Source organism: Geodermatophilus sp. URMC 64 (assembly GCF_053502555.1).
Genome location: NZ_CP199955.1, coordinates 5,635,524 through 5,657,519 on the forward strand (window position 1 = coordinate 5,635,524; position 21,996 = coordinate 5,657,519).

Consider the following 21,996-nt stretch of genomic DNA (forward strand, 5'->3'; position numbering starts at 1 on the left):
TCTGTCGGTGGGCTCCGACAACGTAGGGCCGACGACGGTTCGGCTGGTTTCCGGACCGTTTCCGGCCGCGCAATTGTGATCCGTCAGTCCCCGATGCGGTCGAGAACCTTCCGTACTGCAGGCAGATCCGCGGCCTCGCGGTCGGGCTGCGGCCCGTCCGGGTCGAGCCGGTGGCCGGGACGGCGCAGCCGGACGACATCGATGCCCGCCTCCAGTGCCCCGCGGACGTCGCGCGCCGAGGTGGCGACGTGCACGAGCCGCCCGCCGGCGCGGTCGCGGGCGGCCCGGTAGATCTCCGGCCCCGGCTTGTACGCCCGGAGCCGCTCCGAGGTCAGGACGGCGGTGTCGTCCACCAGCGGCGCGACCCGCGTGCGGGCGAAGACGGCGTCGTCCACGTTGGACAGCACCCCGACCCGGAAGCGCTCCGCGACCAGCGGCAGGCCGGCCTCGACGTCGGGCCAGAGCGGCCAGTCGGCGACCGAGGCGAGCAGCCGCTCGGTGTCGTCGTCGGCGTCCGCGGCCCGGCGCAGGTCGACATAGGTCGCGGCCAGCGCGCGGCGGCAGTGCTCGGCGAACGGGACCCAGGTGCGCAGATCGCGCTGGGAGGCCTTGTTGTGCGCGTCCCACCGGTCGTAGAGCTCCTCGCCGGCGACGTCCCAGCCGTGGGCGCGGGCGATCTCACCGAGCGCGGCCGCCCCGCCGGTCCGCGAGTCGATCAGCGCGCTGAACAGGTCGAAGGTGACGAGGGGAAGGACCCCGCTGCCCCCTACGCCTCGCACGCTCGGCGCGGGCCCCTGCAGCGGGGCCGGTTCCTCGCTCACCGCAAGAGCTTGGAGAGCCTGCGGTCGGCCAGCGGCTTGCCGCCGGTCTGGCAGGTCGGGCAGTACTGCAGCGAGGTGTCGGCGAAGCTGACCTCGCGGACGGTGTCGCCGCAGACCGGGCACGGCAGCCCCGTGCGGGCGTGCACCTGCAGCCCGGAACGTTTCTCGCCCTTCATCGTCGCCGCCTTCTGGCCGAGCTGGCGGCCGAGGGCCTCGGTGAGCTCGGCGCGCATCGCCTCGTAGAGGCGGACCAGTTCGTCCTCGTTGAGCTTGTCGGCCATCTTGAACGGCGACAGCCGGGCGGCGTGCAGGATCTCGTCGGAGTAGGCGTTGCCGATGCCGGCGAGCAGGGTCTGGTCGGTGAGCGCGCCCTTGAGCTGGCCGGAGCGCCCGCGCAGCAGCGCGGCGAAGTCCTCGAACGGCACCTCGAGCGCGTCCGGTCCGAGCCGGGCGACGCCCGGGACCTCGGCGGGGTCGCGCACCACGTACACGGCCAGGCCCTTGCGGGTGCCCTGCTCGGTGAGGTCGAAGCCGTTGCCGTCCTCGAGGTGCACGCGCAGCGCCAGCGGGCCCTTGCCGGGCTTGGGCGGCGCGGGCGGCAGCCCGGTGCGCCAGTGCAGCCAGCCGGCGCGGGCCAGGTGCACGACCAGGTGCACGCCGGAGACGTCGAGGTCGAGGAACTTGCCGTGCCGGGCGACGCCGGTGACCTCGAGCCCGCCGAGCGCGCTCAGCGGCGGGTCGAACGTCTTGATCGCCTGGACGGCGGCCAGGTCGACGCGGGTCACCACCCGGCCGACGGCGTTCTCCCGGAGGAACTCCGTCAGGGCCTCCACCTCGGGCAACTCGGGCACGGACCCTTGATACCTGGGATCGGGGCCGAAGTGGCCACTTCGGCCCCGATCGGGTGCATCAGGTGAGGCGGGTGCGGTCGGTGACCTCCGCGGTCGCGCCGGGCTCCTGGCGGGCCTGCTCGGCGACGGCCGCGGCGACGGCCTTGGTGACGGCGGGGTCGAACACGCTGGGGATGATGTAGTTGGCGTTGAGCTGGTCGTCGCGGACGACGGCGGCCAGGGCCTCGGCCGCCGCCAGCAGCATCCCGGTGCTGATCTCCGTCGCCCGGGCGTCGAGCAGGCCGCGGAAGACGCCCGGGAACGCCAGCACGTTGTTGATCTGGTTCGGCAGGTCCGAGCGGCCCGAGGCGACGATCTCCACGTACTGCCGCGCCCGCACGGGGTCGACCTCCGGCGTCGGGTTGGCCATCGGGAAGACCACCGCACGATCGGCCATCGCCGCCAGGTCTTCCGCCGACAGCACGTTGCCCGCGCTGACCCCGATGAAGACGTCGGCGCCCTGCAGCGCCTGCGGCAGCTCGCCGCGCTCGCACGCCGGGTTGGTGCGGCGGGCCAGGTCGAGCTTGGCGCCGGAGAGCCGCTGGTCGTCCGGCGAGAGGATGCCCTCGCGGTCCCAGACCAGCACCGACCCGACGCCGGCCTCCAGCAGCAGCGACACGATCGCCGTCCCCGCCGCGCCGCCGCCGGCGACGACCACCTTGACCTCGGTGAGCTCCTTGTCCACCACCCGCAGTGCGTTGCGCAGCGCGGCCAGCGCGACGATCGCCGTCCCGTGCTGGTCGTCGTGGAAGACCGGGATGTCGAGCTTGTCCCGCAGCCGGCGCTCGATCTCGAAGCAGCGCGGCGCCGCGATGTCCTCGAGGTTGATGCCGCCGAAGCCGGGGGCGAGCAGCTCCACGGTGCGCACGATCTCGTCGACGTCCTGGGTGTCCAGGCAGATCGGCCAGGCGTCGATGCCGGCGAACCGCTTGAACAGCACGGCCTTGCCCTCCATGACCGGCAGCGCCGCCCCCGGACCGATGTCGCCGAGGCCGAGCACCGCCGAGCCGTCGGTGACGACGGCGACCGTGTTGCCCTTGATGGTCAGCCGGCGCACGTCCTCCGGGTGCTCGGCCAGCGCCATGCACACCCGCGCGACGCCGGGCGTGTAGGCCATCGACAGGTCGTCGCGGGTCTTGAGCGGCACCTTCGACGCGACCTCCAGCTTGCCGCCGAGGTGCAGCAGGAACGTCCGGTCGCTGACCTTGCGCACCTTCACCCCGGGGACGGCGCGCAGCGCATCGACCATCTCCTCGGAGTGCGCCGCGTCGGCCGCCGAGCACGTCACGTCGACGGTGAGCCCGTCCGAGCGGCTGTCTACTACGTCGATGGCGGTGACCGCGCCGCCGGCGGACCCCACGGCGGTGGCGATGCGGCCGATGCTGGCCGGGTCGCCGTCGGCGGTCAGCCGGACGGTGAGCGAGTAGGACGCCGAGGTGACCGGGCCGCGCGGAGGTGTCGCGGGCTCGCCCAGGGCGGTGACGTCGGAGCTGGCGGATGTCGTGTCGGTGCTCATGGCGTTGCTCATGGTCCCACCGGGGCTCCGGCGCGGCAGCGCCGCCTCTCGCGGGTCGGAAGTGAGCGGCAAGTCACCGGCAAGCCCCCTCCCCGACGGTCCGTGCCGACAACGCACCGACCAGCCCAGGAGAACCAACCGCCATGACCACCCAGCTCGAACCGGCCCCTCCCCTCGCGCCGGCCCTCCGCACCTCGCCGTGGAAGGAGATCGGCGTCTTCCTCGGCACCACCGTGGCGCTCACCGCCACCACGACCACGATCGCGCTCGCCGAGCACGCCGACGTCCGCGCCGTCGAGGACGCCACCCCGCTCGCCCAGGCCGCCCTGTACGGCCAGGCCCTGATCCCCGGCATCGCCGCCGTCGTCGCCAAGCTGTCCACCGGCTCGCTGCGCCGGCCCGGCTTCGGCTTCCGCCGGACGTCCTGGCGCAGCCTCGGCATCGCCTGGGCGTGGTCGCTGCTGTCGGCGCTGACCGCCGGAGGCATCGTCTGGGCCACCGGCGCCGGCGGCTTCCGCACCGAGGGCCTCGACGTCATGGTCCCGCTCGGCCTGACCGTCCTGGTCCTGCCGTACGTGCTGCTCGCGATCGGGGAGGACGTCGGCTGGCGCGGCCTGCTGGTCACCCGGCTGGCCGAGGTCGCCGGCCCGCGCACGGTGGTGCTGGTCGGCGGGCTGATCTGGTCGGCCTTCCACTGGCCGCTGATACTCGTGCTCGGCGGCGCCCCGACGGGCGTCGCGGAGTGGTGGGCGCTGCTGTGGTTCACCGTGGGGACGACGGCGCTCGGCGCGGTGCTGGCCGGCATGCAGCTGCGCTGGGGCCTGTGGCCGGGGGTGCTCGCGCACGCCGTCGTGAACGCCGCGCTGTACCACGTCCTGGAGCCGCTGACCGAGGACACCGGCCGCACCAACTGGTTCGCCACCGAGACCGGCCTGGTCCACGGACTGGTGCTCGTCGTCGCCGCCGCCGTCTTCCTGCGGTTCTTCCCGCTGGCCAGGGCCGGGAACGGCGGAACGGTCGCCGCCGGACGACGCTGAGCCGTCAGGGCCGGGCGCCGGTCGCCGACCGGCGCTCGGCCTGGACCTTCAGGCCGGCGCAGAACTGGCGGAACGAGGGGTTGAGGTCCGGCGTGCTGCGCTCGGTGAGGAAGGACAGCGGGCCGGTCTGCTGCTCGCGGACGGTCACCACCGTGCTGCCGTCGTCCTGGGCGTCGAGGGAGTAGGTCCGCTCGATGACCGCCAGCCCGAACGGCAGCCCGCCGCGCCAGCGCATCGCCTCCGGCGGGCGCAGCTCGACGACGGTCACCGGGAACGGCCGGGTGCGGATCATGGTCGCGTAGATCGTCAGCCGCTCGCCGAGCGCCACCCGGCCGTCGACGCGGTCGACCCCGGACTCCCAGTCCCGCCAGCCGCCGACGTCGGTGAGGATCTCCCACACGACCGACGCGGGCGCGTCGATCCGGGTGGCCGCCTCGTAACTGCGCACGGGTCCTCCTCGGTCAGGGCCGGACGCCGATCACCTGCAGGTAGGTGTTGGGCACCAGGACGCCGGGGGAGCCACGGCTGTAGCTGCCCCACATGTCGACGAACTCGTCGTGGAACGCCGTCCGGCCGGCCTCGTCGAGCCGCTCCCAGGCCACCCGCACCGGGGCGTACCAGTCGACGTAGCGCTGCCACTGCACCTCGACCGAGGGCGCCGTGAAGTCGACGGCGCGCTCGGTGTAGCGCAGCTTCACCCCGCGCCGGCCGAGCAGCTGGTCCACGCCGTCGCGGGTGCCCCAGCGCAGCAGGTCACCGGGGTGGTCGCCGGGGTCGTGCCGGCGGATGAGCTCCAGCAGCTTGCCGCCGGGCGCCTGCGGCACCCAGCAGGTCAGCCCCAGCCGGCCGCCGGGCCGGAGCACGCGCACCAGCTCGTCCGCGGCCCGGTCGGCGTCCGCGGCGAAGACCACGCCGATCGTCGAGGTGACGACGTCGAACGAGCCGTCCTCGTACGGCAGGTCCTGCGCGTCGGCGATCTCGGTCTCGAAGGACAGCCCCTCCAGCTCCGCCCGCCGGCGCGCGTGCTCCAGGAGCTCCGGGACGATGTCGGTGCAGAGGACGTCGGCGTCCCGCCGGGCGGCGGCCAGCGCGGTGTTGCCGGTGCCGCCGCCGACGTCGAGCAACCGCTCCCCCGGCCGGACCTGCAGGTCGGCGACGAGCTGTTCGCTTGCGGGCACCAGACGGACGCCGACGCGCTGGTAGTCGCCCACCGCCCACAGCTCGCGGATCCGCTCGGCGCTCGGGACGGTGGACGCGGAGACCATGCCCGCAGTGTGCTCCGCGTCACAGAGGGGCGGAAGTCGGGCGAAGGCGCGGCGGGGTGCCGGTGCCGCCGTCCTGCGCCCAGCGGACGAGCGCCGCGACGGCGATCCCGTGCGGCGGATCGGCCGCGTAGCGCGCGAGGTTGCCGGCGCCGCGCTCGATCAGCGTCGCCGCCCCCCTGGTGTTGCCGCGGGCGGCGTGGGTGAGGCCGACGGCGAGCTGGGCCAGCCCGCGCCACAGCTGCCGCTCGGCCTCCGGCGCGCTCTTCCACGCGTCCTCGAGCACCTCGTGCGCGTGGAAGGGCCGGCCGGCGTCGAGCAGCGCCTGCGCCTCGGCGAGCGCGGCGTCCGGCGTCCGGACGACGCCCTCCGGCGCCCGCTCCTCCCCCTCCGCGCCGTACGGCAGCGGCCGGCCCAGCGCGTCGCGGGGCCGGGCGTTGCGGGCCCGGCCGGCGGCGTCCCGGTCCCGGTCGGTCGAGGAATCCACGGACCGATCCTCTCCCGAACACGGTTCGACCACTGTTTCCGTCAGAGGGGCTTGATCCCATGACGGAGCGGGGGAGGATGGCTAGCCGAGGACGGCCGCGCACGACCTGGGCCGCCCCCGCACCGACCCGCGGTCGAAGGTTGACCGGTCCGGACCTGGAGGGGGTGGGGCCCCGTGGCCCCCGTTCCGAGAACGTGTCCCGCGTCGTTCCGCTCCGCCCTCGGCGAGGCGGTCGAGCACGTCACCCGGGCCGCGCTGCGGCCCAGACCGGTCGGCCCCGTCGGCCTGGAGCTGGAGGGCCACCTCGTCGACCTGGCCGCCCCCGGCCGCCGGGTGACCTGGCCGCGGATCCGCGCCGTCGTCGACGCCCTCGGCCCGCTGCCCGGCGGCAGCCGGGTGACCCTCGAGCCCGGCGGGCAGGTCGAGCTCTCCGGTCCGCCGCTGGCCGACGTCGCCGCCGCGGTGGCCGCCCTGCGCGCCGACCGGCGCGTGCTCGCCGCCGCCCTCGCCGAGGACGGGCTCGGGGTCGCGCTGCTCGGCACCGATCCGCTGCGGCCGCCGGCGCGGGTGCACCCCGGCCCCCGCTACGCGGCGATGGAGCAGCACTTCACCGCCGTCGGCTGCCGCACGGCCGGACTGGCGATGATGACGTCGACGGCGTCCCTGCAGCTCAACCTGGACGCCGGCCCGGAGTCCGGCTGGCGGGAGCGCGTGGCACTGGCCCACCGGCTCGGTCCGGTCCTCATCGCGGTCTCGGCCTGCTCGCCACTGCTGTCGGGACGGCGGACCGGCCGGCGGTCGAGCCGGCAGCACGTCTGGGGCGAGCTCGACCAGGCCCGGTGCGGGCCGCTGCTCGGGCGGGGCGACCCGGCCGGCGAATGGGCTGCGTACGCGCTGTCCGCGCCGGTGATGCTGGTGCGCGACGGCGACGGCGGCGCGCGGCCGGTGCGCACCCGCACCGCCTTCGCCGACTGGCTCACCGGTGAGGCCGATCTCGGCCGCCGTCCGACCACCGAGGACCTCGACTACCACCTGACCACGCTGTTCCCGCCGGTCCGGCCGCGTGGCTTTCTCGAGATCCGCTACCTCGACGCCGCGCCCGAGCCGTGGTGGCCGGCCCTGGCCGCCGTCACCGCGACCCTGCTCGACGACCCGGTCGCCGCCGACCTCGCCGCCGCGGCCGGGGAGCCGGCGGCCGGCGCGTGGGACCGCGCCGCGCGGGACGGCCTGGCCGACCCCGTGCTGCGCCGGGCCGCCATCGGCTGCCTGGGGGCCGCGCTCGACCGGGTCCCCGCACCGCTGCGGCCGGAGGTCGAGGCGCTGGCCGCGCTGGCCGAGCGCGGCGCGAGCCCGGGTGACGCCGTCCTGTCCGCCGCCGAGCGGGGCGGCCCGGTCGCCGCCCTGCTGTCCGCCACCGAGATCCCGGAGGCCGCATGACCGTCGTCGACGACCTCGCGCACCAGCTCGCCGGTGCGCGCGACCGCACGCTGGCGCTCACCGACCAGGACGAGCCCGAGCTGCTGCGCCAGCACGACCCGCTGATGAGCCCGCTGGTGTGGGACCTCGCGCACATCGGCCAGCAGGAGGACCTCTGGCTGCTGCGCCGCGGCGACGCCCGCCGGGAGGGACTGCTGCCGCCGTCGGTCGAGGCGCTCTACGACGCGTTCACCCACCCCCGGGCGGTACGGGACAAGCTCCCGCTCCTGCCCCCGGTGGAGGCACGCGCGCTCTGCCGGGAGGTGCGCGGCCGGGTGCTCGACCGGCTGGAGCACCTGGGCTCGGACGACGACCCGTTCGACTTCGCGATGGTGGCCAGCCACGAGCAGCAGCACGACGAGACGATGCTGCAGACCCTGCAGCTGCGGTCGGGGCCGCCGCTGCTGGGTTCCGGCGCGCCGCTGCCGCCAGGACGGCCGGGTGTGGCCGGCACCTCGGTGCTCGTCCCCGGCGGGGAGTTCGTGCTCGGCGTGGACGCCGCCGACGAGCCGTTCTCACTGGACAACGAGCGACCGGCGCACCGGGTGGACGTCCCGGCCTTCCGCATCGGGCGCGTGCCGGTCACCAACGCCGAGTACGCGAGATTCGTCGCCGACGGCGGGTACGCGACCCGGCGCTGGTGGTCCGACCGCGGCTGGGCGCACCGGGTGGAGGCCGGGCTGCAGCGCCCGAAGTTCTGGGGTCTGGAGGGCACCCGCACCAGATTCGGGATCGTCGAGGAGCTGCCGCCGGACGAGCCGGTGCAGCACGTGACCTTCTTCGAGGCCGAGGCCTACGCCGCCTGGGCGGGAGCCGGCACTGCCGCCTGGGCGGGAGCGCGGCTGCCCACCGAGGTCGAGTGGGAGAAGGCCGCGGCGTGGGACCCCGCCACCGGCCGCCGGCGCCGCTTCCCGTGGGGCTCGGCCGAGCCGACGCCCGCGCTGGCCAACCTCGGCGGTGCGGCGCTGCGGCCGGCGCCGGTCGGCGCCTACCCGGCGGGCGCCTCCGCGTACGGCGCCGAGCAGCTGATGGGCGACGTCTGGGAGTGGACGTCGTCGCCGTTCCGGCCCTGGCCGGGCTTCCGGCCGATGCTCTACCGGCAGTACTCCGAGCCGTTCTTCGACGGCGACTACCGGGTGCTGCGCGGGGGCTCGTGGGCCGTCGCGCCGTCGATCCTGCGGCCGAGCTTCCGCAACTGGGACCACCCGATCCGCCGGCAGATCTTCAGCGGCATCCGGCTGGCCTGGGACGCCTGAGCATGTGCCGCCACCTCGCCTGGCTCGGCCGGCCGAAGACCCTCGCGGAGCTGGTGCTGGAGCCGCCGTCGTCCCTGCTGGTGCAGTCCTACGCGCCGCGGCGGCAGCGCTACGGCAGGCTCAACGCCGACGGCTGGGGCGTGGGGTTCTACGTGCCCGGCCGCAGCGAGCCCGCGCGCTGGCGCTCGGCGCGGCCGCTGTGGGGCGACGCGTCGTTCGCGTCGCTGGCGCCGGTGATCTCGTCGGGCTGCGTGCTGGCCGCCGTCCGGTCGGCGACCGTGGGCATGCCGATCGAGGAGTCCGCGGTCGCCCCGTTCAGCTCCGGCCGGTGGCTGCTCTCGCACAACGGCCGGGTCGAGCGGGCGGTGCTGCACCCGGCGCCGGACCCGGAGTCCACCGTCGACAGCGCCCTGCTGGCCGCGATGGTGTTCGACCGGTGCGCCGAGGTCATGGGCCGGACGGTGCTGGAGGTGGCCGCCCGCGACCCGGTCGCGCGGCTGAACCTGGTGGCCACCGACGGCACCCGGCTGCTGGCCACGACCTGGGGCGACACCCTGTCGTTCCTGATCACCGAGGACGGCACCGCGCTGGCCAGCGAGCCGTGGGACGACGACCCGGCGTGGACCGACGTCCCCGACCGGCACCTGGTCGAGGTCACGCCGGACGGCGTCTCGCTCACCCCGCTGGAGGACTGACCGTGCAGCTGACGTACCACCTCGATCCGGACGACGCGGCGGCCGAGCTGCGCGCCGACGCGCTGGCCGGGCTGACCGCGACGCCGAAGTCGCTGCCGCCGCGGTGGTTCTACGACGAGCGCGGCAGCGAGCTGTTCGACCGGATCACCCGGCTGCCGGAGTACTACCCGACCCGGGCGGAGCGGGCGATCCTCGACACCCGGGCCGGCGAGATCGCCGCGGCGTCCGGCGCCGACGTGCTGGTCGAGCTGGGCAGCGGGACGTCGGAGAAGACCCGGCTGCTGCTCACCGCCCTGCGGGAGGCGGGCACGCTGCGCCGGTTCGTGCCCTTCGACGTCGACCCGTCGGTGCTGCAGCTGGCCGGCGCCGCGCTCGTCGAGGAGTACCCGGGGCTCGAGGTGGAGGGCGTGGTCGGCGACTTCACCCGGCACCTGGGCGAGCTGCCGCGGGCCGGCCGGCGGATGGTGGCGTTCCTCGGCTCGACGATCGGCAACCTCGAGCCGGCCGAGCGGGCCGCGTTCCTCGCCGACCTGGCCGGCACGCTGCGGCCGGGGGACTCGTTCCTGCTCGGCACCGACCTGGTCAAGGACGTCGACCGGCTGGTCCGCGCCTACGACGACGCCGACGGCGTGACCGCGGAGTTCAACCGCAATGTGCTCGCCGTGCTCAACCGCGAGCTCAAGGCCGACTTCGACCTCGACGCGTTCGCGCACGTCGCGCGCTGGGACGCCGAGTGCGAGTGGATCGAGATCTGCCTGCGGTCCTCGGTCGACCAGGTGGTCCGCGTGGCCGAGCTCGACCTCGAGGTGCCGTTCGCCGCCGGCGAGGAGATGCGCACCGAGATCTCGGCGAAGTTCCGCCGGGACGGCGTGGCACGGGAGCTGGCCGCGGCCGGCCTGCGGATGACCGCCTGGTGGACCGACCCGGACGGCGACTTCGGCCTCTCCCTGTCGGTGCCCGCCGGGTCCTGAAGGGCCGCCTGCATCCTCCGGTAGCCGCGGCCCTGCACGCCGCGACGGCGGGCCGGACGGCGGCCGTCGGCCCGGTGTCGCGCGCCCCGCGAAGACCTAGCGTGGTGCGGCCACCGAGACCGAGAGGTAGGGACGCCCGTGTTCACCGTTGCGTTCGTGCTGTACGAGAAGGACGGCATGCCCCGCGAGGAGGCCCTTCGGTACTGGCGCGAGGCCCACGGCCCGCTGGTCGGCAAGGTCCCCGGCGTGCGCCGCTACGTGCAGCAGCACGCCACGGGCGCACCGGAGGGCGAACCGCCGTTCCTCGGCCTGGCGAGCCTGTACTTCGACGACCAGGAGGCCTTCGCCGCCGCTGCCGCCTCCCCGGAGTTCGCCGCGGCCGTCGCCGACGTCGACAACTTCGCGAACCCGCAGCTGCCGACCGCGTTCGTCGAGGACGTCACGATCGTGGGCTGACCGGGCCGGGACGGCGGCCTGCATCCAGGTCCCGGGTCCCTGAGGAAGAGGCGGGTGACAGACCCCCTCGACCCGGAAGGAACCCCTGTGACCCGGACCCGCACGGTCGCGCTCGCCGCCGGCGCCGTCGGCACGCTGCTCGTGCTCGGCGCTCCGCCGGCGCTGGCCGCGGACACCGCGACCGTCTCGATCCTGCACGCCGTTCCGAACACGCCCGTCGACGTCTACGCCAACGGGCAGGAGCTGATCCCCGACTTCCAGCCGGGCACGCTCACCGACCCGCTGGAGCTGCCGGCCGGCTCCTACGACGTGGCCGTCTACCCGGCGGGCTCCGAGCCGGCCACCACCGAGCCCGCCATCAAGGCCGACGACGTGACCGTGCCCGCGGGCGCGAACGCCACCGTGGTCGCCCACCTGGACGAGGGCGGGGCCCCGGTCCTCACGCCCTTCGTCAACGACACCTCGCCGGTCCCCGCCGGCCAGGCGCGAGTCGTCGTCCGGCACACCGCCGCGGCCCCGGCCGTCGACGTCCGCGCCGGCGGCACGCCGGTGATCCAGGGCCTGGCCAACCCGGACGAGCGGTCCCTGACCGTGCCGGCCGGATCCGTCAGCGCCGACGTCACCCTGGCCGGCACCGAGACGGTCGCCATCGGCCCGGCCGATCTCGACCTGGCCGAGGGCGCGACCACGATCGTCTACGCCTGGGGCTCCCAGGACGCCGGCTTCCAGCTCGCGGTCCAGACGCTGACGGGCATGTCCTCCGCGCCGTCCGGCATGCCGGCCGGCAGCGGCGGCCTCGTGGACGACGACCTGCCGCTGCCGCTGGCCGGCGTCGCGCTGACCGGGCTCGCCGCCGCGGTGCTCGCCGGCCGGCGGCTCGTCGCCACCCGGGCCTGAGGACGACGACCGTGCGACCCGCCGCTGCCGTCGCCGTGCTGGGCGCCGCCCTGGCCGTCGGAACCCCGGCCGCCTGGGCGCTGGCCCGGCCGGACGCGGCGGCGGGCGCACCGGTCGCCGAGGTTCTCGGGATCCCGCCGGCGCCGGTGGTCCCGGACGGCACCGTGCCCCCCGTCGCCGTCCGGGACGCCGCACCGGCCCAGGCCGACGCCGTCCCGGCGCCGGTGCGGCTCACCGTCCCCGCCCTGGGGATCGACGCCCCGGTCGACCCGGTCGGGGTCGCCCCCGATGGGCAGATGGAGATCCCGGCCGACGTCTCCCGGGCGGGCTGGTACCGCTTCGGACCGCCGCCCGGACGCGAGGGCAACGCCGTGCTGGCCGGGCACGTCGACGACGCCGAACAGGGGCTGGGCGCGCTCGCCGCGCTCCGCGAGATCGCCGTCGGCACGGAGGTGCTGGTCGGCGACGCGGACGGCGCCACGAGCAGATGGCGGGTCGTGGGCCGGGAGTCGATCGGCAAGCAGGCGCTGCCGACCGAAGCGCTGTTCGCCCGCAGCGGACCGCCCCGCCTGGTGCTGGTCACCTGCGGCGGACCGTTCCTCGCGGACTCCGGCCGCTACCGGGACAACGTGGTGGTCGTCGCGGAGCCGGTCCGGTGACCGGCGTCGCGCTCCATGGCCCACGACTCGGTAGCGTGCGACCCGTGGCGACCGAGGACCTGCGCTGGTCCGCCGAGCCGGACGACGACGAGGTGGCCCGGCGCTTCGCCGCCGGGGACGAGCAGGCGCTGGCGTGGGCGTACGAGCGGTGGGCCGGCCAGGTGCACGGCATGGCGGTGCGCGCCTTCGGTCCCGGCCCGGACGCCGAGGACGTCACCCAGCAGACCTTCGTCTCGGCGTGGACGGGGCGGACCGGCTACCGCGCCGACCGCGGTCCGCTGCCCGCCTGGCTGGTCGGCATCTGCCGGCACAAGATCGCCGACACCTGGGAGCGGCTGGACCGCCAGCGCCGCGCCGCCGAGGCCGCTGCCGCCGCCGCCGGCGCACCCGCGCCCACCGGAGCCATCGACACCGCCGTCGCCGACCGGGTGCTGCTGCTCGGCGAGCTGGACCAGATCGGCCAGCCGCAACGCGGCATCATCGAGCTGGCGTTCTACGAGGACCTCACGCACGCCCAGATCGCTGACCGGACCGGGCTGCCGCTGGGCACGGTCAAGAGCCACATCCGGCGCACACTCGAACGCCTGCGGACGCGGTTGGAGGTGGACGGTGCAGCACTGCACGCCTGAGCAGCTCGCGCTGGCCGCCCTCCGCGAGCCACTGCCCGCGGCGGACGCCGAGCACCTCGCCGGCTGCGCGCGGTGCCGGCAGGAGGTCGCGTCCCTGCGGCGCCCGGTCGACGCCCTCGCGGTGCCGGAGCTGGCCCCACCGTCCGGCTCGGTCCCGCCGCCGCCCTCGGTGTGGGACGCGATCGCCGCGCAGACCTCCGTGACCGCCCGGCCGCGGCCCGAGGTCGTCGCCTCGCCGCTGCTGCCTGCACCCGAGCCGCCGCCCGCCACGGTGACCCCGCTCCGGCGGCCGGTCAGGCCACGGCTGCTCGTCGCGGCCGCCGCCGTGCTGGTCGTCGCCGCCGGCACCACCGCCGTCGTCCTGGCCACCCGGGACGACGCCAGCGTCGTCGCCGCCACGGCGCTCGACCCGCTCGACGACGCGCCGGCATCGGGCACCGCCCGGGTCGTCGAACGGGACGGCGAGCGGCTGCTGGAGGTCGACCTCACCGCGCCCGCACCCGACGACGGCTTCTACGAGGTGTGGCTCATCGACCAGGGCATCCAGGGCATGTACCCGGTCGGCGTGGTCCGCGAGGGGACGACGGACCTGCCCCTCCCCGACGGGATCGACCTCGGGCGGTACCCGGTGGTCGACGTCTCGGTGGAACCGCTCGACGGCGACCCCGCGCACTCGGGCGACTCGGTCGCCCGGGGCGTCCTGGAGAGCTGACCGGCGCCCGTCGCCTAGCGTCGGACCCGTGGCGCAGCTCCCGCACGAGGACCTCGGCGACTCCTGGCGCGCCGCCCGCCCCCGCCCGGCCGGGCGGCACCTGGACAGCGCGGCGTGCAGCCGGCAGAGCTCCCGGGCGCTGGACGCCGCCGCCCACCACGCGCGGCACGAGGCCGAGCTCGGCGGCTACGTGGCCGAGGCGACCGCCGACGACCTCCTGCAGCAGGGCCGCTCGGTGTTGGGCGGGCTGGTCGGGATGGCCGCCGCGGACGTCGCGTTCGTCGAGTCGGCACAGTCGGCCCTGATCGCGCTGCTGACCGGCTGGCGGCTGCCGCCCGGGAGCCGGGTGGCCTGCCTGCCCGGCGAGTACGCCCCCAACGTCGCCCAGCTGCGAGCCTTCGGCCTGCGCCCCGAGCCGATGCCGGTGGACGGGCTCGGCCGCGCCGACGTCGACGGCCTCGAGCGCCTGTTGGACACCGATCCGCCCCGGTTCGTCCACCTCACGCACGTCGGCAGCCACCGCGGCGTGCTCCAGCCCGCGGCCGAGGTGGCGTTCCTCTGCCGCGAGGCCGGCGTCCCCCTGGTGATCGACGCCGCCCAGTCCCTCGGGCACGCCGACGTCGACGTCGGCGCCGACGTCGTCTACTTCCCGTCCCGCAAGTGGCTGGCCGGGCCGCGCGGGGTGGGCGTGCTCTGCGTACGGCCCTCGCTGGCCCGGCAGCTCACGCCGGTGCTGCCCGAGCCAGAAGGGGTGCCGCCGCTGCGCGCGTTCGAGTCGGGGGAGGCGCACGTCGCCGGCCGGGTCGGGCTGGTCGTCGCGGTCGGCGAGCACCTCGCGGCCGGCCCGGACCGGGTGCGCGAGCGGCTGGCCGCGCTGGGCCGGGCGACCCGCGAGCTGGCCGACGGCGTGCACGGCTGGGCGGTCGTCGAGCCGGTGGACGAGCCGACGGCGATCACCACGCTGCGCCCGCCGGACGGCGTCGACGTCGTCGCCACCCGCACGCGGCTGCTGGCGGAGCACGGCATCGTCACCACCGCGATCGGCCCCGAGCGGGCGCCCGGCGAGATGACCGGGCCCGTGCTGCGCCTCTCGCCGCACCTGGACGCCACCCTCGACGACCTCGAGGCCGTCACCACCGCCCTCTAGGAGCTTTTTCGGGCTCGAGCGCGGCGCTTTCTCGGGCTAAACCACGCCCGGGACCCCCTGAATGCGGGCGGCGACCCGGCGGTGGACGGCGAGCTGCTCGTCGAGGCCCGCGTGGACGGGGACGCCGTCGGAGACCACGAGCCGCCCGGCGACGACGGTGTGCCGCGCCGCCACCGGCCCGCAGCGCAGCCAGGCCTCGACCGGGTCCGACAGCGCCCCGGCGAACGCCACTCCGGTCAGCGGCCACACCACCAGGTCCCCGCACGCCCCCACCGACAGCTGGCCGATCTCCCCGGCCCGCCCCAGCACCGCCGCCCCGCCGCGGGTCGCGATCTCCAGCGCGTCCCGGGCAGACATGGTGGCCGCGCCGCCGCGCAGCTTGCCCTGCAGCAGCGCCGTCCGGGCCTCCAGCCACAGGGACGCCGAGTCCGCGGACGCCGAGCCGTCGACGCCCAGCCCGACCGGCGCGCCGGCCGCCCGCAGCTCCGCCACCGGCGCCAGCCCGCTGCCGAGGATCATGTTCGACGACGGGCAGTGCGCCGTCCCGACCCGCGCCGCCCCGAGCCGCTCGACCTCGCCGGCGTTGGGCCACACGGTGTGCGCCAGCCACACGCGGTCGCTCATCCAGCCGACGTCGGCTAGGTACTCCACCGGCCGGCGGCCGAAGCGCTCGAGGCAGAAGGCGTTCTCGTCCTGCGTCTCGCACAGGTGGGTGTGCAGCCGGACGTCGAGCTGCTCGGCCAGCTCGGCGGTGCGGGCCATCAGCGACGTGGAGACGCTGAACGGCGAGCACGGGGCGAGCGCGATCCGCGTCATCGCCCCGGGCGAGCGGTCGTGGTGGGCCTCGACCAGCCGCGTCGAGTCGGCGAGGATCTCGTCGTCGTCCTGGACGACGGCGTCCGGCGGCAGCCCGCCGTCCTTCACCGACAGCGACATCGAGCCGCGGGTCGGGTGGAAGCGCATGCCGAGGTCACGCGCCGCGGCCACCTCGGCCGCGATCAGGTCACCGGCGCCGCGCGGGTGCATGTAGAGGTGGTCGGTCGAGGTGGTGCAGCCGCCCAGCGCCAGCTCGACGAGGCCCACGTAGGCGCTGACGTACGCCGCCTCCTCGTCCAGCCGCGCCCACAGCGGGTAGAGCGTGACCAGCCACTCGAACAGCCCGCCGGTCAGCGCGGGGGCGAAGGCGCGGGTCAGGTTCTGGTACAGGTGGTGGTGGGTGTTGACCAGCCCCGGCGTCACCAGGCAGCCGCGGGCGTCGAGGGTGCGGACGGCGTCCGGCCGCGGGTCCGTGCCTGCCCCGACCCCGCTGATCCGCCCGTCGGTGACGGCCACCCAGCCGCCGGCGAGCTCCCGGCGGGCGTCGTCGACGGTGGCCACGAGGTCGGCGTCGGTGACCAGCAGGTCGGCGCGCTGCTCCACGGCCCGGGTCCTGTCGAACGCTCAGCCCTGCGGCTGCTGGTCCACCTGGACGTCGAAGCTGGCCGTGTCGCCCTCCACCTTCGTCACGGTCACCGTGACGCCGTATTCGCCGTCGAGGCCGTCGGCGGTCAGCGTGCAGCGCGCCGTGGCGCCGACCTTCGCCTCGAGGTCGTCGGGGCAGGTGACGTCCGGACGCGCGCCCACCTGCTCCTCCAGCGTGTCCTCGGCGGCGGTGGCGACGTCGTCGGCTGTGACGGTGGCGGTACCGCACCCGGCGAGGCCCACCAGGACGGCGGGGACGGCGGCGGACAGGACCAGTCTGCGGCTGCGGCGGGGCACGGCGCACTCCTCGGCAGGGACGGCGGGGGAAGCGGCGACCCTAGCCGTCCCCGGGGCCGCCGCGACACCGCTTCGCCGATGCCGCGCTCAGCCGTCGCCCTGGGTGGTGCTCTGCGTGGTGCTGTAGCCCCCGCACGTCGCGGCCGAGCGCAGCGCCGCCGTGGCGATCCCGCCGGCGCCGAGCACGAGCAGCAGCGCCACCAGCAGCGACAGGAGCAGCTGGACGCCGTATCGGGGCGGTCGCTCGTCGCGCATTCCGCATCACCCTCCGAGCACGAGCCGGGCCGACGTGGCCCACAGGACGATCAGCAGCGCCAGCAGCGCGGTGCCGAGCAGCGGCAGCAGCCGGCCCAGCCGCGGTCCGCCCCAGCGGACGACGGCCACCTTCGCCAGGAGCAGCAGGAGGAGACCCCAGCCGGCGAGCGAGTGGACCAGCACCCGGGTCTGGTAGGTGGCGAAGAGCCCGAACGAGGCTATGCAGACGGCGGCGACGGTGAGCGCGACCGCGGCGACGGTGTCCCCGATGGCCCGGTGCGACCGGCTCGCTGCCCGCGGCGAGAGGACCCGCAGCCGCACCCGGCCGTAGCCGACCAGCATCAGCAGTATCTGGTAGACGGCGAGCACGACCAGGACGGTCGCCAGCACGGCCTTGAGCCCCGGCACGACCGAGGCGTCGAACACGGTGGGCTCCTCCGGCGGAGCGGAAGGCGATCGGACGGGAGGCTAGCGCTCGCCGCCGCCGTCGTCGTCCCGGCTCAGGCCGGTCCGTCCAGCAGCCGGGCCACCGCGGGCGGCAGCGGGTCCGCCAGGGGACGACGGCCCACCAGCCGGCCGGCGTCCGCGGGCGGCACGCCTTCGGCGCCGAGCACCTCCAGCGCCTGGACATCGGGCAGCGCGTCGAACCAGCGGCGGCCGAGCGCCGCGCGGCCGGCCGGCGTCGGGCGGCCCCACAGCCGCAGCCGCGCCATCCCGCCGTCCGGGAAGACGTCCAGCCGCACGGTGGAGACCCCGGGGACGGGCGGCAGCACGAACCGGTGCCGGGTGTCGGGCTGCAGCCGCGTGCGGGGCAGCAGGGTCACCTCGCCGCCGTCGGCGAGCCCGGTGAGCGCGGCGCTGCCCGGCGCGTTGCCGAGGAAGTAGGAGGTGTCCAGTTCGGCCAGGGTGACGACGCCCTCGCAGGCCAGGGTCACCTCGACCCAGTCGTGGCCGGAGTCCCGACGGCGCGCGGTCTCCCAGCCCTCGCCCATCGACCGTGCCCGCCCCGGCGCGATCAGCTGCGACGGGCGGCCGTAGAACTCGTCGCTCACCGCGCTGACCCGCCCGCCGTTCTCCAGCGCCGCGAGGTCGAACGGGCCGGCGTCGAGCAGCCGGGGATCCGGGACGGCGATCCCGTGCACCCGGAGCCGTGCCACGCCGCCGTCCGGGTGGATCGAGAGCCGGACGTGGGTCAGCCGCCGGTCCGAGTCGACGGCGAAGGCGTTGGCGGTGTCACCGGCGAGGGGGGAGAGCGGCAGCAGCGGCTGCCAGTCGGCCTTCTCCAGCTCGACGACCGTGGGATGGCCTTCCACCGCGGCGCCCTCCACCGCCGCCCGTGGCGGGAAGTTGCCGGTGAAGAACGCCGTGTCGACCACGACGCCGGCGACGATCCCCGGCGTCCCCAGCCGCACGATCGCCCAGTCGTGCCCGGGCGAGCGGCGCCGCCGGGTCTCCCAGCCGTCGTACTCCTTGCCCTTGTGCCCGAACTCCGCCCGCGCGACGGGCGGCGCGTCCAGCACCAGGTTCTCCTTGGCCGCGAAGAGCTCGTCGTTGGCCGCGACGACCGCGCCGCCGAGGGAGCGCGCGGCCAGGTCGGGGAGCCTCCGGAAGTCGCTCATCGCGGGTCACTCTCGCACGAGGCGGGTAGGGGCGGACGGTCCGCGACCCGAGGAGGCACCGTGACCACGCCCGACGACGACCTGCGCGAGCGCGCCCGCGAACACGTTCAGCAGCTGCCCGCCGAGACCGCCCTGGGCAATGCGGACCCGGCCGGAGGTGTGGACGACGACCCGAAGGTCCTCGACCAGGCGGCCGAGGAGGAGGACCAACAGTAACCCCGGTTCACGCGACGGCGGCCCAGCGGCCGCCCGATCGGGGCGCCGTCGGCGAGCTGTCCGCGCGGCCGGGTGCGGCGCCGACGGCGAGCGCGGCCCGGTCCCCACCGTCAGCCGTGGGACCTGAAGCGAGGCACCACCGCGGCACCGGGCCGCGAGCCCAGGAAGCGCGCGTAGCTCGAGCCCTCAGGGGGACACCCACGGCTCCCGACCCACGTCGAACGGGTCTTGTCAGACGACATAACGCGATATATCGTGAGTGCGTCACTACGACTAGGAGATGTGCCATGAGGCCCACAACCCCGTGGTCGCGGCACAGCCGCCGCGACATCCCGTTCGACGCGCCGGGCCCCGAGGGACGCCGGCGCCACCCCGGCCGCGACTGGGCGGACCGCCCGCACGGTCACCGCCACGGCCGGCCCGGCGCCGGTTTCGGCGGCCCCGGCGTCCCGCCGATCCCCCCGGTGCCCCCGGTCCCCGGGTTCGACCCGGAGTTCGGTCCCGGCTTCGGACCGCACGGTGAGCGCGGCCGTGGTCACCGCCGAGGGCGGCCCGGCCGCGCCGGCCGCGGCGACGTCCGCACGGCGATCCTGAAGCTCCTCGCCGAGGAGCCCATGCACGGCTACCAGCTCATGCAGGCGGTCGCCGACCGCACCAGCGGCGCCTGGCGGCTCTCGCCCGGCGCGGTCTACCCGACCATCGCCCAGCTCGAGGATGAGGGGCTGGTGCAGGTCAGCACCGAGGGCGGGCGCAAGCTCGTCACGTTGACCGACGCCGGCCGGGCCCATGTCGACAGCCTCGGCGACGTCGACCCGTTCGCGGCCTTCGGCGGGGACGGGGAGCGCGTCGACCTGCGCGGCGCGATCGGCGAGCTCATGGGTGCGGCCGGCCAGTTGGCCCGGGTCGCGGACCCCGAGCAGCTCGCCGCCGCGGCCAAAGTGCTCGCCGACGCACGCCGGGCGCTCTACCTCATCCTGGCCGGCGAGCCGGGGACGGCCGGCGGCCACGCCGGCGAGCAGTCCGGTGAGGAGCCCGCGTCCAGCTGACGGTCTTGCGGGGCAGAGCCCGGCGGTTCTATCGTTCATTACGTGAGTAATGAACCGATGAGCCGCCGGGCTCTTCTCGTGTGCGCCGAGGCGGCGTGAACGAGGACGGCGGTCCCATCTTCCGGCAGATCGCCACCCAGCTCGAGGACGCGATCGTCGACGGCTCCCTGCCCGAGGAGAGCCAGGCGCCGTCCTCGAACGAGCTGGCGGCATTCCACCGGATCAACCCCGCGACCGCGGCCAAGGGGCTCAACCACTTGGTGGCCGACGGCGTGCTCTACAAGAGACGAGGAGTAGGGATGTTCGTCGCCACCGGCGCCCGCGACCAGCTGCTGAAGCGACGGCGCAGCGAGTTCGCCGACCAGTACGTGGTGCCACTGCTTGCGGAGGCCGGCAAGCTCGGCATCTCCGTGGCCGAGGTGCGCGCGATGCTGACCGAGAAGGGCGAGCACGAGTGACCGCCGCCGTCACGCTCGAGGGCGTCACCATGCGCTTCCGCGACCAGCTCGCGCTCGACGACGTCAGCGCGGTGATCGAGCAGGACAGCATCACCGGCCTGCTGGGCCGCAACGGCGCCGGCAAGACGACGCTCATGCAGCTGATCACCGGGCACCGGGTGGCGACCCGCGGCCGCGTCGAGGTGTTCGGGGACCGTCCCTACGAGAACGACGCCGTCCTGAGCCGGACGGCGTTCATCAAGGAGGGCCAGCGCTACCCCGATCACTTCCGGGTGCGCGACGCGCTGGACGCAGCGGCGATGCTCTTCCCGAGCTGGGACGACGACCTGGCGCACTCGCTGCTGCGGGACTTCGACCTGCCCGAGAAGCGGCCCGTCAAGAAGCTCTCCCGCGGCATGAACTCCGCCGTCGGCATCGTCATCGGGCTCGCCTCACGTGCTCCGCTGACCCTGTTCGACGAGCCCTACCTGGGACTGGACGCCGTCGCACGGCAGCTCTTCTACGACCGGCTGCTCGCGGACTACGCAGAGCACCCGCGGACGATCCTGGTCTCCACGCACCTCATCGAGGAGATCGCCGACCTGCTCGAGCACGTGCTGCTCATCGATCGCGGACGGGTCCTGCTGGACGACGGTGCGGAGAGCCTGCGCGCCGGCGCGGTCACGGTCGCCGGCCCACGCGAGCGGGTGGAGGCGTTCGGCGCCCGGCACGACGTCCTGCACGCGGAGTTCATGGCCGGGTCCGGTCGCGCCGTCGTCCGTCTGGTAGGTGAGGACGACGCGACCGCCGCCGGTCTGTCCGTGGAGCCGACGTCCCTGCAGCAGCTGGTGGTGGCCCTCAGCCGCCGCACCGCCGAGCACGACCGCGCGCCCCGCACCGACCTCGAGGGGATCTCCCGATGAACCGCATCGTGGCGGCCGCACGGCTGCACCTCGTGCACCCGCTCGTGGCGCTGGGCGTGCCGTGGCTGGTGGTCTCCTGCAGCTTCGCCATCAGCTGGCTGATCTGGAAGCTCGCCCGCATCCCGGACATCCCGGACTCGGGCAACTTCACCGGCGGCGTCGCGGCGCTCTACATCACCGTGATGATCGTGTACGTCCAGGCGGTGACCCAGTTGCTGCCCTTCGCGATGGGGCTGAGCCTCAGCCGGCGCACCTTCTACCTGGGCACGGCGCTGATGGGGGTGGCAGAGGCACTCGGGTGCGGCGTCGTCCTGGCGGTGCTGACGGAGGTGCAGCGCGCCACCGGCGGCTGGGGCGTCGGGCTGCGCTTCTGGGCCCCGGCGGGCCTGGATGTGCACAACTTCCCGCTGCAGATCGCGGTGTCCGGGGCGCCCATGCTCGCCTTCATGGCCGCCGGTGTCGGCATGGGCGCGGTCTACAAGCGCTGGGGCCAGAGCGGGGTGTGGGGGCTCAGCGTGGGCGGGATCCTCGTGCTCGGCGGCATCGGAGTCCTCCTGACGTGGCTCGACGCCTGGCGGACGGTGGGGGCGTGGTTCGCCGACCAGTCGGTGATCACCCTGGCCGTCGGCCTTCCACTGGCCCTCGCCGCGGTCCTCGGCCTCCTCGCCTTCGCCGGCCTCCGCCGCGCCGTCCCCTGACCCACTCTCAGGGCCCAACCCCGCGCCGTCTCGGGCGGACTCCTGGCGCTTTATCCCGATGAAGCGCAGGGGGTGCGGGCATGGCGAACGGGGCCCGCAGCCTGGTGGCTGGGGCCCCGTTCGGGAGGTGGTG

At 75.4% G+C, this 21,996-nt stretch carries 27 protein-coding genes; 16 read left to right on the top strand and 11 right to left on the bottom strand.

Translation table 11 applies throughout. From position 1 onward, the window contains the following. Window positions 1–83: 83 nt before the first annotated feature. The 3 genes from ACWIYF_RS27630 to ACWIYF_RS27640 are packed head-to-tail and all read right to left on the bottom strand — an operon-like array spanning window position 84 to window position 3,227. Window positions 84–821 carry a haloacid dehalogenase gene (locus ACWIYF_RS27630; RefSeq protein ID WP_448626032.1) on the bottom strand — a complete coding sequence of 246 codons (738 nt, stop codon included), beginning with the start codon at window positions 819–821 and terminating at the stop codon, window positions 84–86. Beyond that, window positions 818–1,672: an Fpg/Nei family DNA glycosylase gene (locus ACWIYF_RS27635; RefSeq protein ID WP_448626033.1), complete on the bottom strand. Its 855-nt coding sequence runs from the start codon at window positions 1,670–1,672 to the stop codon at window positions 818–820. The genes ACWIYF_RS27630 and ACWIYF_RS27635 overlap by 4 nt, the downstream gene beginning before the upstream one ends. Window positions 1,673–1,730: 58 nt before the next feature. Further along, complete coding sequence (locus tag ACWIYF_RS27640; protein WP_448626034.1) at window positions 1,731–3,227, bottom strand: malic enzyme-like NAD(P)-binding protein; 1,497 nt, start codon at window positions 3,225–3,227, stop codon at window positions 1,731–1,733. A 143-nt stretch (window positions 3,228–3,370) separates the two neighbouring features. Here ACWIYF_RS27640 and ACWIYF_RS27645 point away from each other — a divergent pair, with 143 nt between their 5' ends. Further along, window positions 3,371–4,264 (top strand): CPBP family intramembrane glutamic endopeptidase, encoded by an 894-nt coding sequence (locus ACWIYF_RS27645; protein WP_448626035.1) that lies wholly within the window; start codon window positions 3,371–3,373, stop codon window positions 4,262–4,264. 4 nt (window positions 4,265–4,268) lie between these two features. On the opposite strand, the gene ACWIYF_RS27650 is transcribed toward ACWIYF_RS27645, so the two are convergent. From ACWIYF_RS27650 to ACWIYF_RS27660, 3 genes are read right to left on the bottom strand one after another with little or no spacing between them, the layout of a single operon-like run. After that, window positions 4,269–4,712 carry an SRPBCC domain-containing protein gene (locus ACWIYF_RS27650; RefSeq protein WP_448626036.1) on the bottom strand — a complete coding sequence of 148 codons (444 nt, stop codon included), beginning with the start codon at window positions 4,710–4,712 and terminating at the stop codon, window positions 4,269–4,271. Between the two features lie 13 nt (window positions 4,713–4,725). Next, entirely contained in the window at window positions 4,726–5,529 is an 804-nt protein-coding gene (locus tag ACWIYF_RS27655) for a class I SAM-dependent methyltransferase (RefSeq protein WP_448626037.1), read from the bottom strand. Window positions 5,530–5,548: 19 nt separating this feature from the next. Then, window positions 5,549–6,013: a DUF309 domain-containing protein gene (locus tag ACWIYF_RS27660; RefSeq protein ID WP_448626038.1), complete on the bottom strand. Its 465-nt coding sequence runs from the start codon at window positions 6,011–6,013 to the stop codon at window positions 5,549–5,551. Window positions 6,014–6,187: 174 nt separating this feature from the next. On the opposite strand from ACWIYF_RS27660, the gene egtA reads away from it, so the two are divergent. The 10 genes from egtA (at window position 6,188) to egtE (ending at window position 14,911) form a co-directional block, all read left to right on the top strand. Then, complete coding sequence (gene egtA / locus ACWIYF_RS27665; protein WP_448626039.1) at window positions 6,188–7,450, top strand: ergothioneine biosynthesis glutamate--cysteine ligase EgtA; 1,263 nt, start codon at window positions 6,188–6,190, stop codon at window positions 7,448–7,450. Further along, window positions 7,447–8,745 (top strand): ergothioneine biosynthesis protein EgtB, encoded by a 1,299-nt coding sequence (gene egtB / locus ACWIYF_RS27670; RefSeq protein WP_448626040.1) that lies wholly within the window; start codon window positions 7,447–7,449, stop codon window positions 8,743–8,745. The genes egtA and egtB overlap by 4 nt, the downstream gene beginning before the upstream one ends. 2 nt (window positions 8,746–8,747) lie before the next feature. After that, window positions 8,748–9,440, top strand: a complete 693-nt coding sequence (egtC, locus tag ACWIYF_RS27675) for an ergothioneine biosynthesis protein EgtC (protein ID WP_448626041.1) — start codon at window positions 8,748–8,750, stop codon at window positions 9,438–9,440. Between the two features lie 2 nt (window positions 9,441–9,442). Continuing rightward, window positions 9,443–10,411 carry an L-histidine N(alpha)-methyltransferase gene (egtD, locus tag ACWIYF_RS27680; RefSeq protein WP_448626042.1) on the top strand — a complete coding sequence of 323 codons (969 nt, stop codon included), beginning with the start codon at window positions 9,443–9,445 and terminating at the stop codon, window positions 10,409–10,411. 138 nt (window positions 10,412–10,549) lie between these two features. Continuing rightward, the gene (locus tag ACWIYF_RS27685) at window positions 10,550–10,867 is read left to right on the top strand and encodes an EthD family reductase (RefSeq protein WP_448626043.1); all 318 of its coding nucleotides are present in this window, start codon (window positions 10,550–10,552) and stop codon (window positions 10,865–10,867) included. 87 nt (window positions 10,868–10,954) lie between these two features. Further along, the gene (locus ACWIYF_RS27690) at window positions 10,955–11,764 is read left to right on the top strand and encodes a DUF4397 domain-containing protein (RefSeq protein ID WP_448626044.1); all 810 of its coding nucleotides are present in this window, start codon (window positions 10,955–10,957) and stop codon (window positions 11,762–11,764) included. A gap of 11 nt (window positions 11,765–11,775) precedes the next feature. Next, window positions 11,776–12,423, top strand: a complete 648-nt coding sequence (locus tag ACWIYF_RS27695; protein WP_448626045.1) for a class F sortase — start codon at window positions 11,776–11,778, stop codon at window positions 12,421–12,423. Window positions 12,424–12,467: 44 nt separating this feature from the next. After that, window positions 12,468–13,052, top strand: a complete 585-nt coding sequence (locus ACWIYF_RS27700; RefSeq protein WP_448626046.1) for an RNA polymerase sigma factor — start codon at window positions 12,468–12,470, stop codon at window positions 13,050–13,052. Continuing rightward, window positions 13,033–13,764, top strand: a complete 732-nt coding sequence (locus ACWIYF_RS27705) for an anti-sigma factor (protein ID WP_448626047.1) — start codon at window positions 13,033–13,035, stop codon at window positions 13,762–13,764. The genes ACWIYF_RS27700 and ACWIYF_RS27705 overlap by 20 nt, the downstream gene beginning before the upstream one ends. 28 nt (window positions 13,765–13,792) lie before the next feature. Further along, complete coding sequence (gene egtE, locus ACWIYF_RS27710) at window positions 13,793–14,911, top strand: ergothioneine biosynthesis PLP-dependent enzyme EgtE (protein ID WP_448626048.1); 1,119 nt, start codon at window positions 13,793–13,795, stop codon at window positions 14,909–14,911. Window positions 14,912–14,947: 36 nt separating this feature from the next. Here the strand turns inward: egtE and ACWIYF_RS27715 are convergent, their stop codons facing one another. The 5 genes from ACWIYF_RS27715 to alc form a co-directional block, all read right to left on the bottom strand. Further along, complete coding sequence (locus tag ACWIYF_RS27715) at window positions 14,948–16,330, bottom strand: 8-oxoguanine deaminase (RefSeq protein ID WP_448626049.1); 1,383 nt, start codon at window positions 16,328–16,330, stop codon at window positions 14,948–14,950. 21 nt (window positions 16,331–16,351) lie between these two features. Beyond that, complete coding sequence (locus tag ACWIYF_RS27720; RefSeq protein WP_448626050.1) at window positions 16,352–16,669, bottom strand: DUF4333 domain-containing protein; 318 nt, start codon at window positions 16,667–16,669, stop codon at window positions 16,352–16,354. An 87-nt stretch (window positions 16,670–16,756) separates the two neighbouring features. Continuing rightward, window positions 16,757–16,924: a hypothetical protein gene (locus ACWIYF_RS27725; protein ID WP_448626051.1), complete on the bottom strand. Its 168-nt coding sequence runs from the start codon at window positions 16,922–16,924 to the stop codon at window positions 16,757–16,759. Window positions 16,925–16,930: 6 nt separating this feature from the next. Next, entirely contained in the window at window positions 16,931–17,350 is a 420-nt protein-coding gene (locus ACWIYF_RS27730; protein WP_448626052.1) for a DUF6529 family protein, read from the bottom strand. Between the two features lie 74 nt (window positions 17,351–17,424). Next, the gene (alc, locus tag ACWIYF_RS27735) at window positions 17,425–18,543 is read right to left on the bottom strand and encodes an allantoicase (protein ID WP_448626053.1); all 1,119 of its coding nucleotides are present in this window, start codon (window positions 18,541–18,543) and stop codon (window positions 17,425–17,427) included. 60 nt (window positions 18,544–18,603) lie between these two features. Here alc and ACWIYF_RS27740 point away from each other — a divergent pair, with 60 nt between their 5' ends. From ACWIYF_RS27740 to ACWIYF_RS27760, 5 genes are all read left to right on the top strand, one after another. Continuing rightward, complete coding sequence (locus tag ACWIYF_RS27740) at window positions 18,604–18,759, top strand: hypothetical protein (RefSeq protein WP_448626054.1); 156 nt, start codon at window positions 18,604–18,606, stop codon at window positions 18,757–18,759. A gap of 287 nt (window positions 18,760–19,046) precedes the next feature. After that, window positions 19,047–19,805, top strand: a complete 759-nt coding sequence (locus ACWIYF_RS27745) for a PadR family transcriptional regulator (RefSeq protein WP_448626055.1) — start codon at window positions 19,047–19,049, stop codon at window positions 19,803–19,805. 95 nt (window positions 19,806–19,900) lie between these two features. After that, window positions 19,901–20,263, top strand: a complete 363-nt coding sequence (locus ACWIYF_RS27750) for a GntR family transcriptional regulator (protein WP_448626056.1) — start codon at window positions 19,901–19,903, stop codon at window positions 20,261–20,263. Continuing rightward, window positions 20,260–21,165: an ABC transporter ATP-binding protein gene (locus ACWIYF_RS27755; RefSeq protein ID WP_448626057.1), complete on the top strand. Its 906-nt coding sequence runs from the start codon at window positions 20,260–20,262 to the stop codon at window positions 21,163–21,165. The genes ACWIYF_RS27750 and ACWIYF_RS27755 overlap by 4 nt, the downstream gene beginning before the upstream one ends. After that, a complete protein-coding gene (locus ACWIYF_RS27760; RefSeq protein WP_448626058.1) occupies window positions 21,162–21,863 on the top strand; it encodes a hypothetical protein in 702 nt (233 codons plus the stop codon). The genes ACWIYF_RS27755 and ACWIYF_RS27760 overlap by 4 nt, the downstream gene beginning before the upstream one ends. Window positions 21,864–21,996 lie beyond the last annotated feature (133 nt).

Excerpts from the sequence above, each read along its gene's own strand:
- ACWIYF_RS27640 (WP_448626034.1), bottom strand. The coding sequence starts at position 3,227 with ATGAGCACCGACACGACATCCGCCAGCTCCGACGTCACCGCCCTGGGC.
- ACWIYF_RS27645 (WP_448626035.1), top strand. The coding sequence starts at position 3,371 with ATGACCACCCAGCTCGAACCGGCCCCTCCCCTCGCGCCGGCCCTCCGC.
- ACWIYF_RS27655 (WP_448626037.1), bottom strand. The coding sequence starts at position 5,529 with ATGGTCTCCGCGTCCACCGTCCCGAGCGCCGAGCGGATCCGCGAGCTG.
- egtB (WP_448626040.1), top strand. The coding sequence starts at position 7,447 with ATGACCGTCGTCGACGACCTCGCGCACCAGCTCGCCGGTGCGCGCGAC.
- egtC (WP_448626041.1), top strand. The coding sequence starts at position 8,748 with ATGTGCCGCCACCTCGCCTGGCTCGGCCGGCCGAAGACCCTCGCGGAG.
- ACWIYF_RS27725 (WP_448626051.1), bottom strand. The coding sequence starts at position 16,924 with ATGCGCGACGAGCGACCGCCCCGATACGGCGTCCAGCTGCTCCTGTCG.
- alc (WP_448626053.1), bottom strand. The coding sequence starts at position 18,543 with ATGAGCGACTTCCGGAGGCTCCCCGACCTGGCCGCGCGCTCCCTCGGC.
- ACWIYF_RS27745 (WP_448626055.1), top strand. The coding sequence starts at position 19,047 with ATGAGGCCCACAACCCCGTGGTCGCGGCACAGCCGCCGCGACATCCCG.
- ACWIYF_RS27760 (WP_448626058.1), top strand. The coding sequence starts at position 21,162 with ATGAACCGCATCGTGGCGGCCGCACGGCTGCACCTCGTGCACCCGCTC.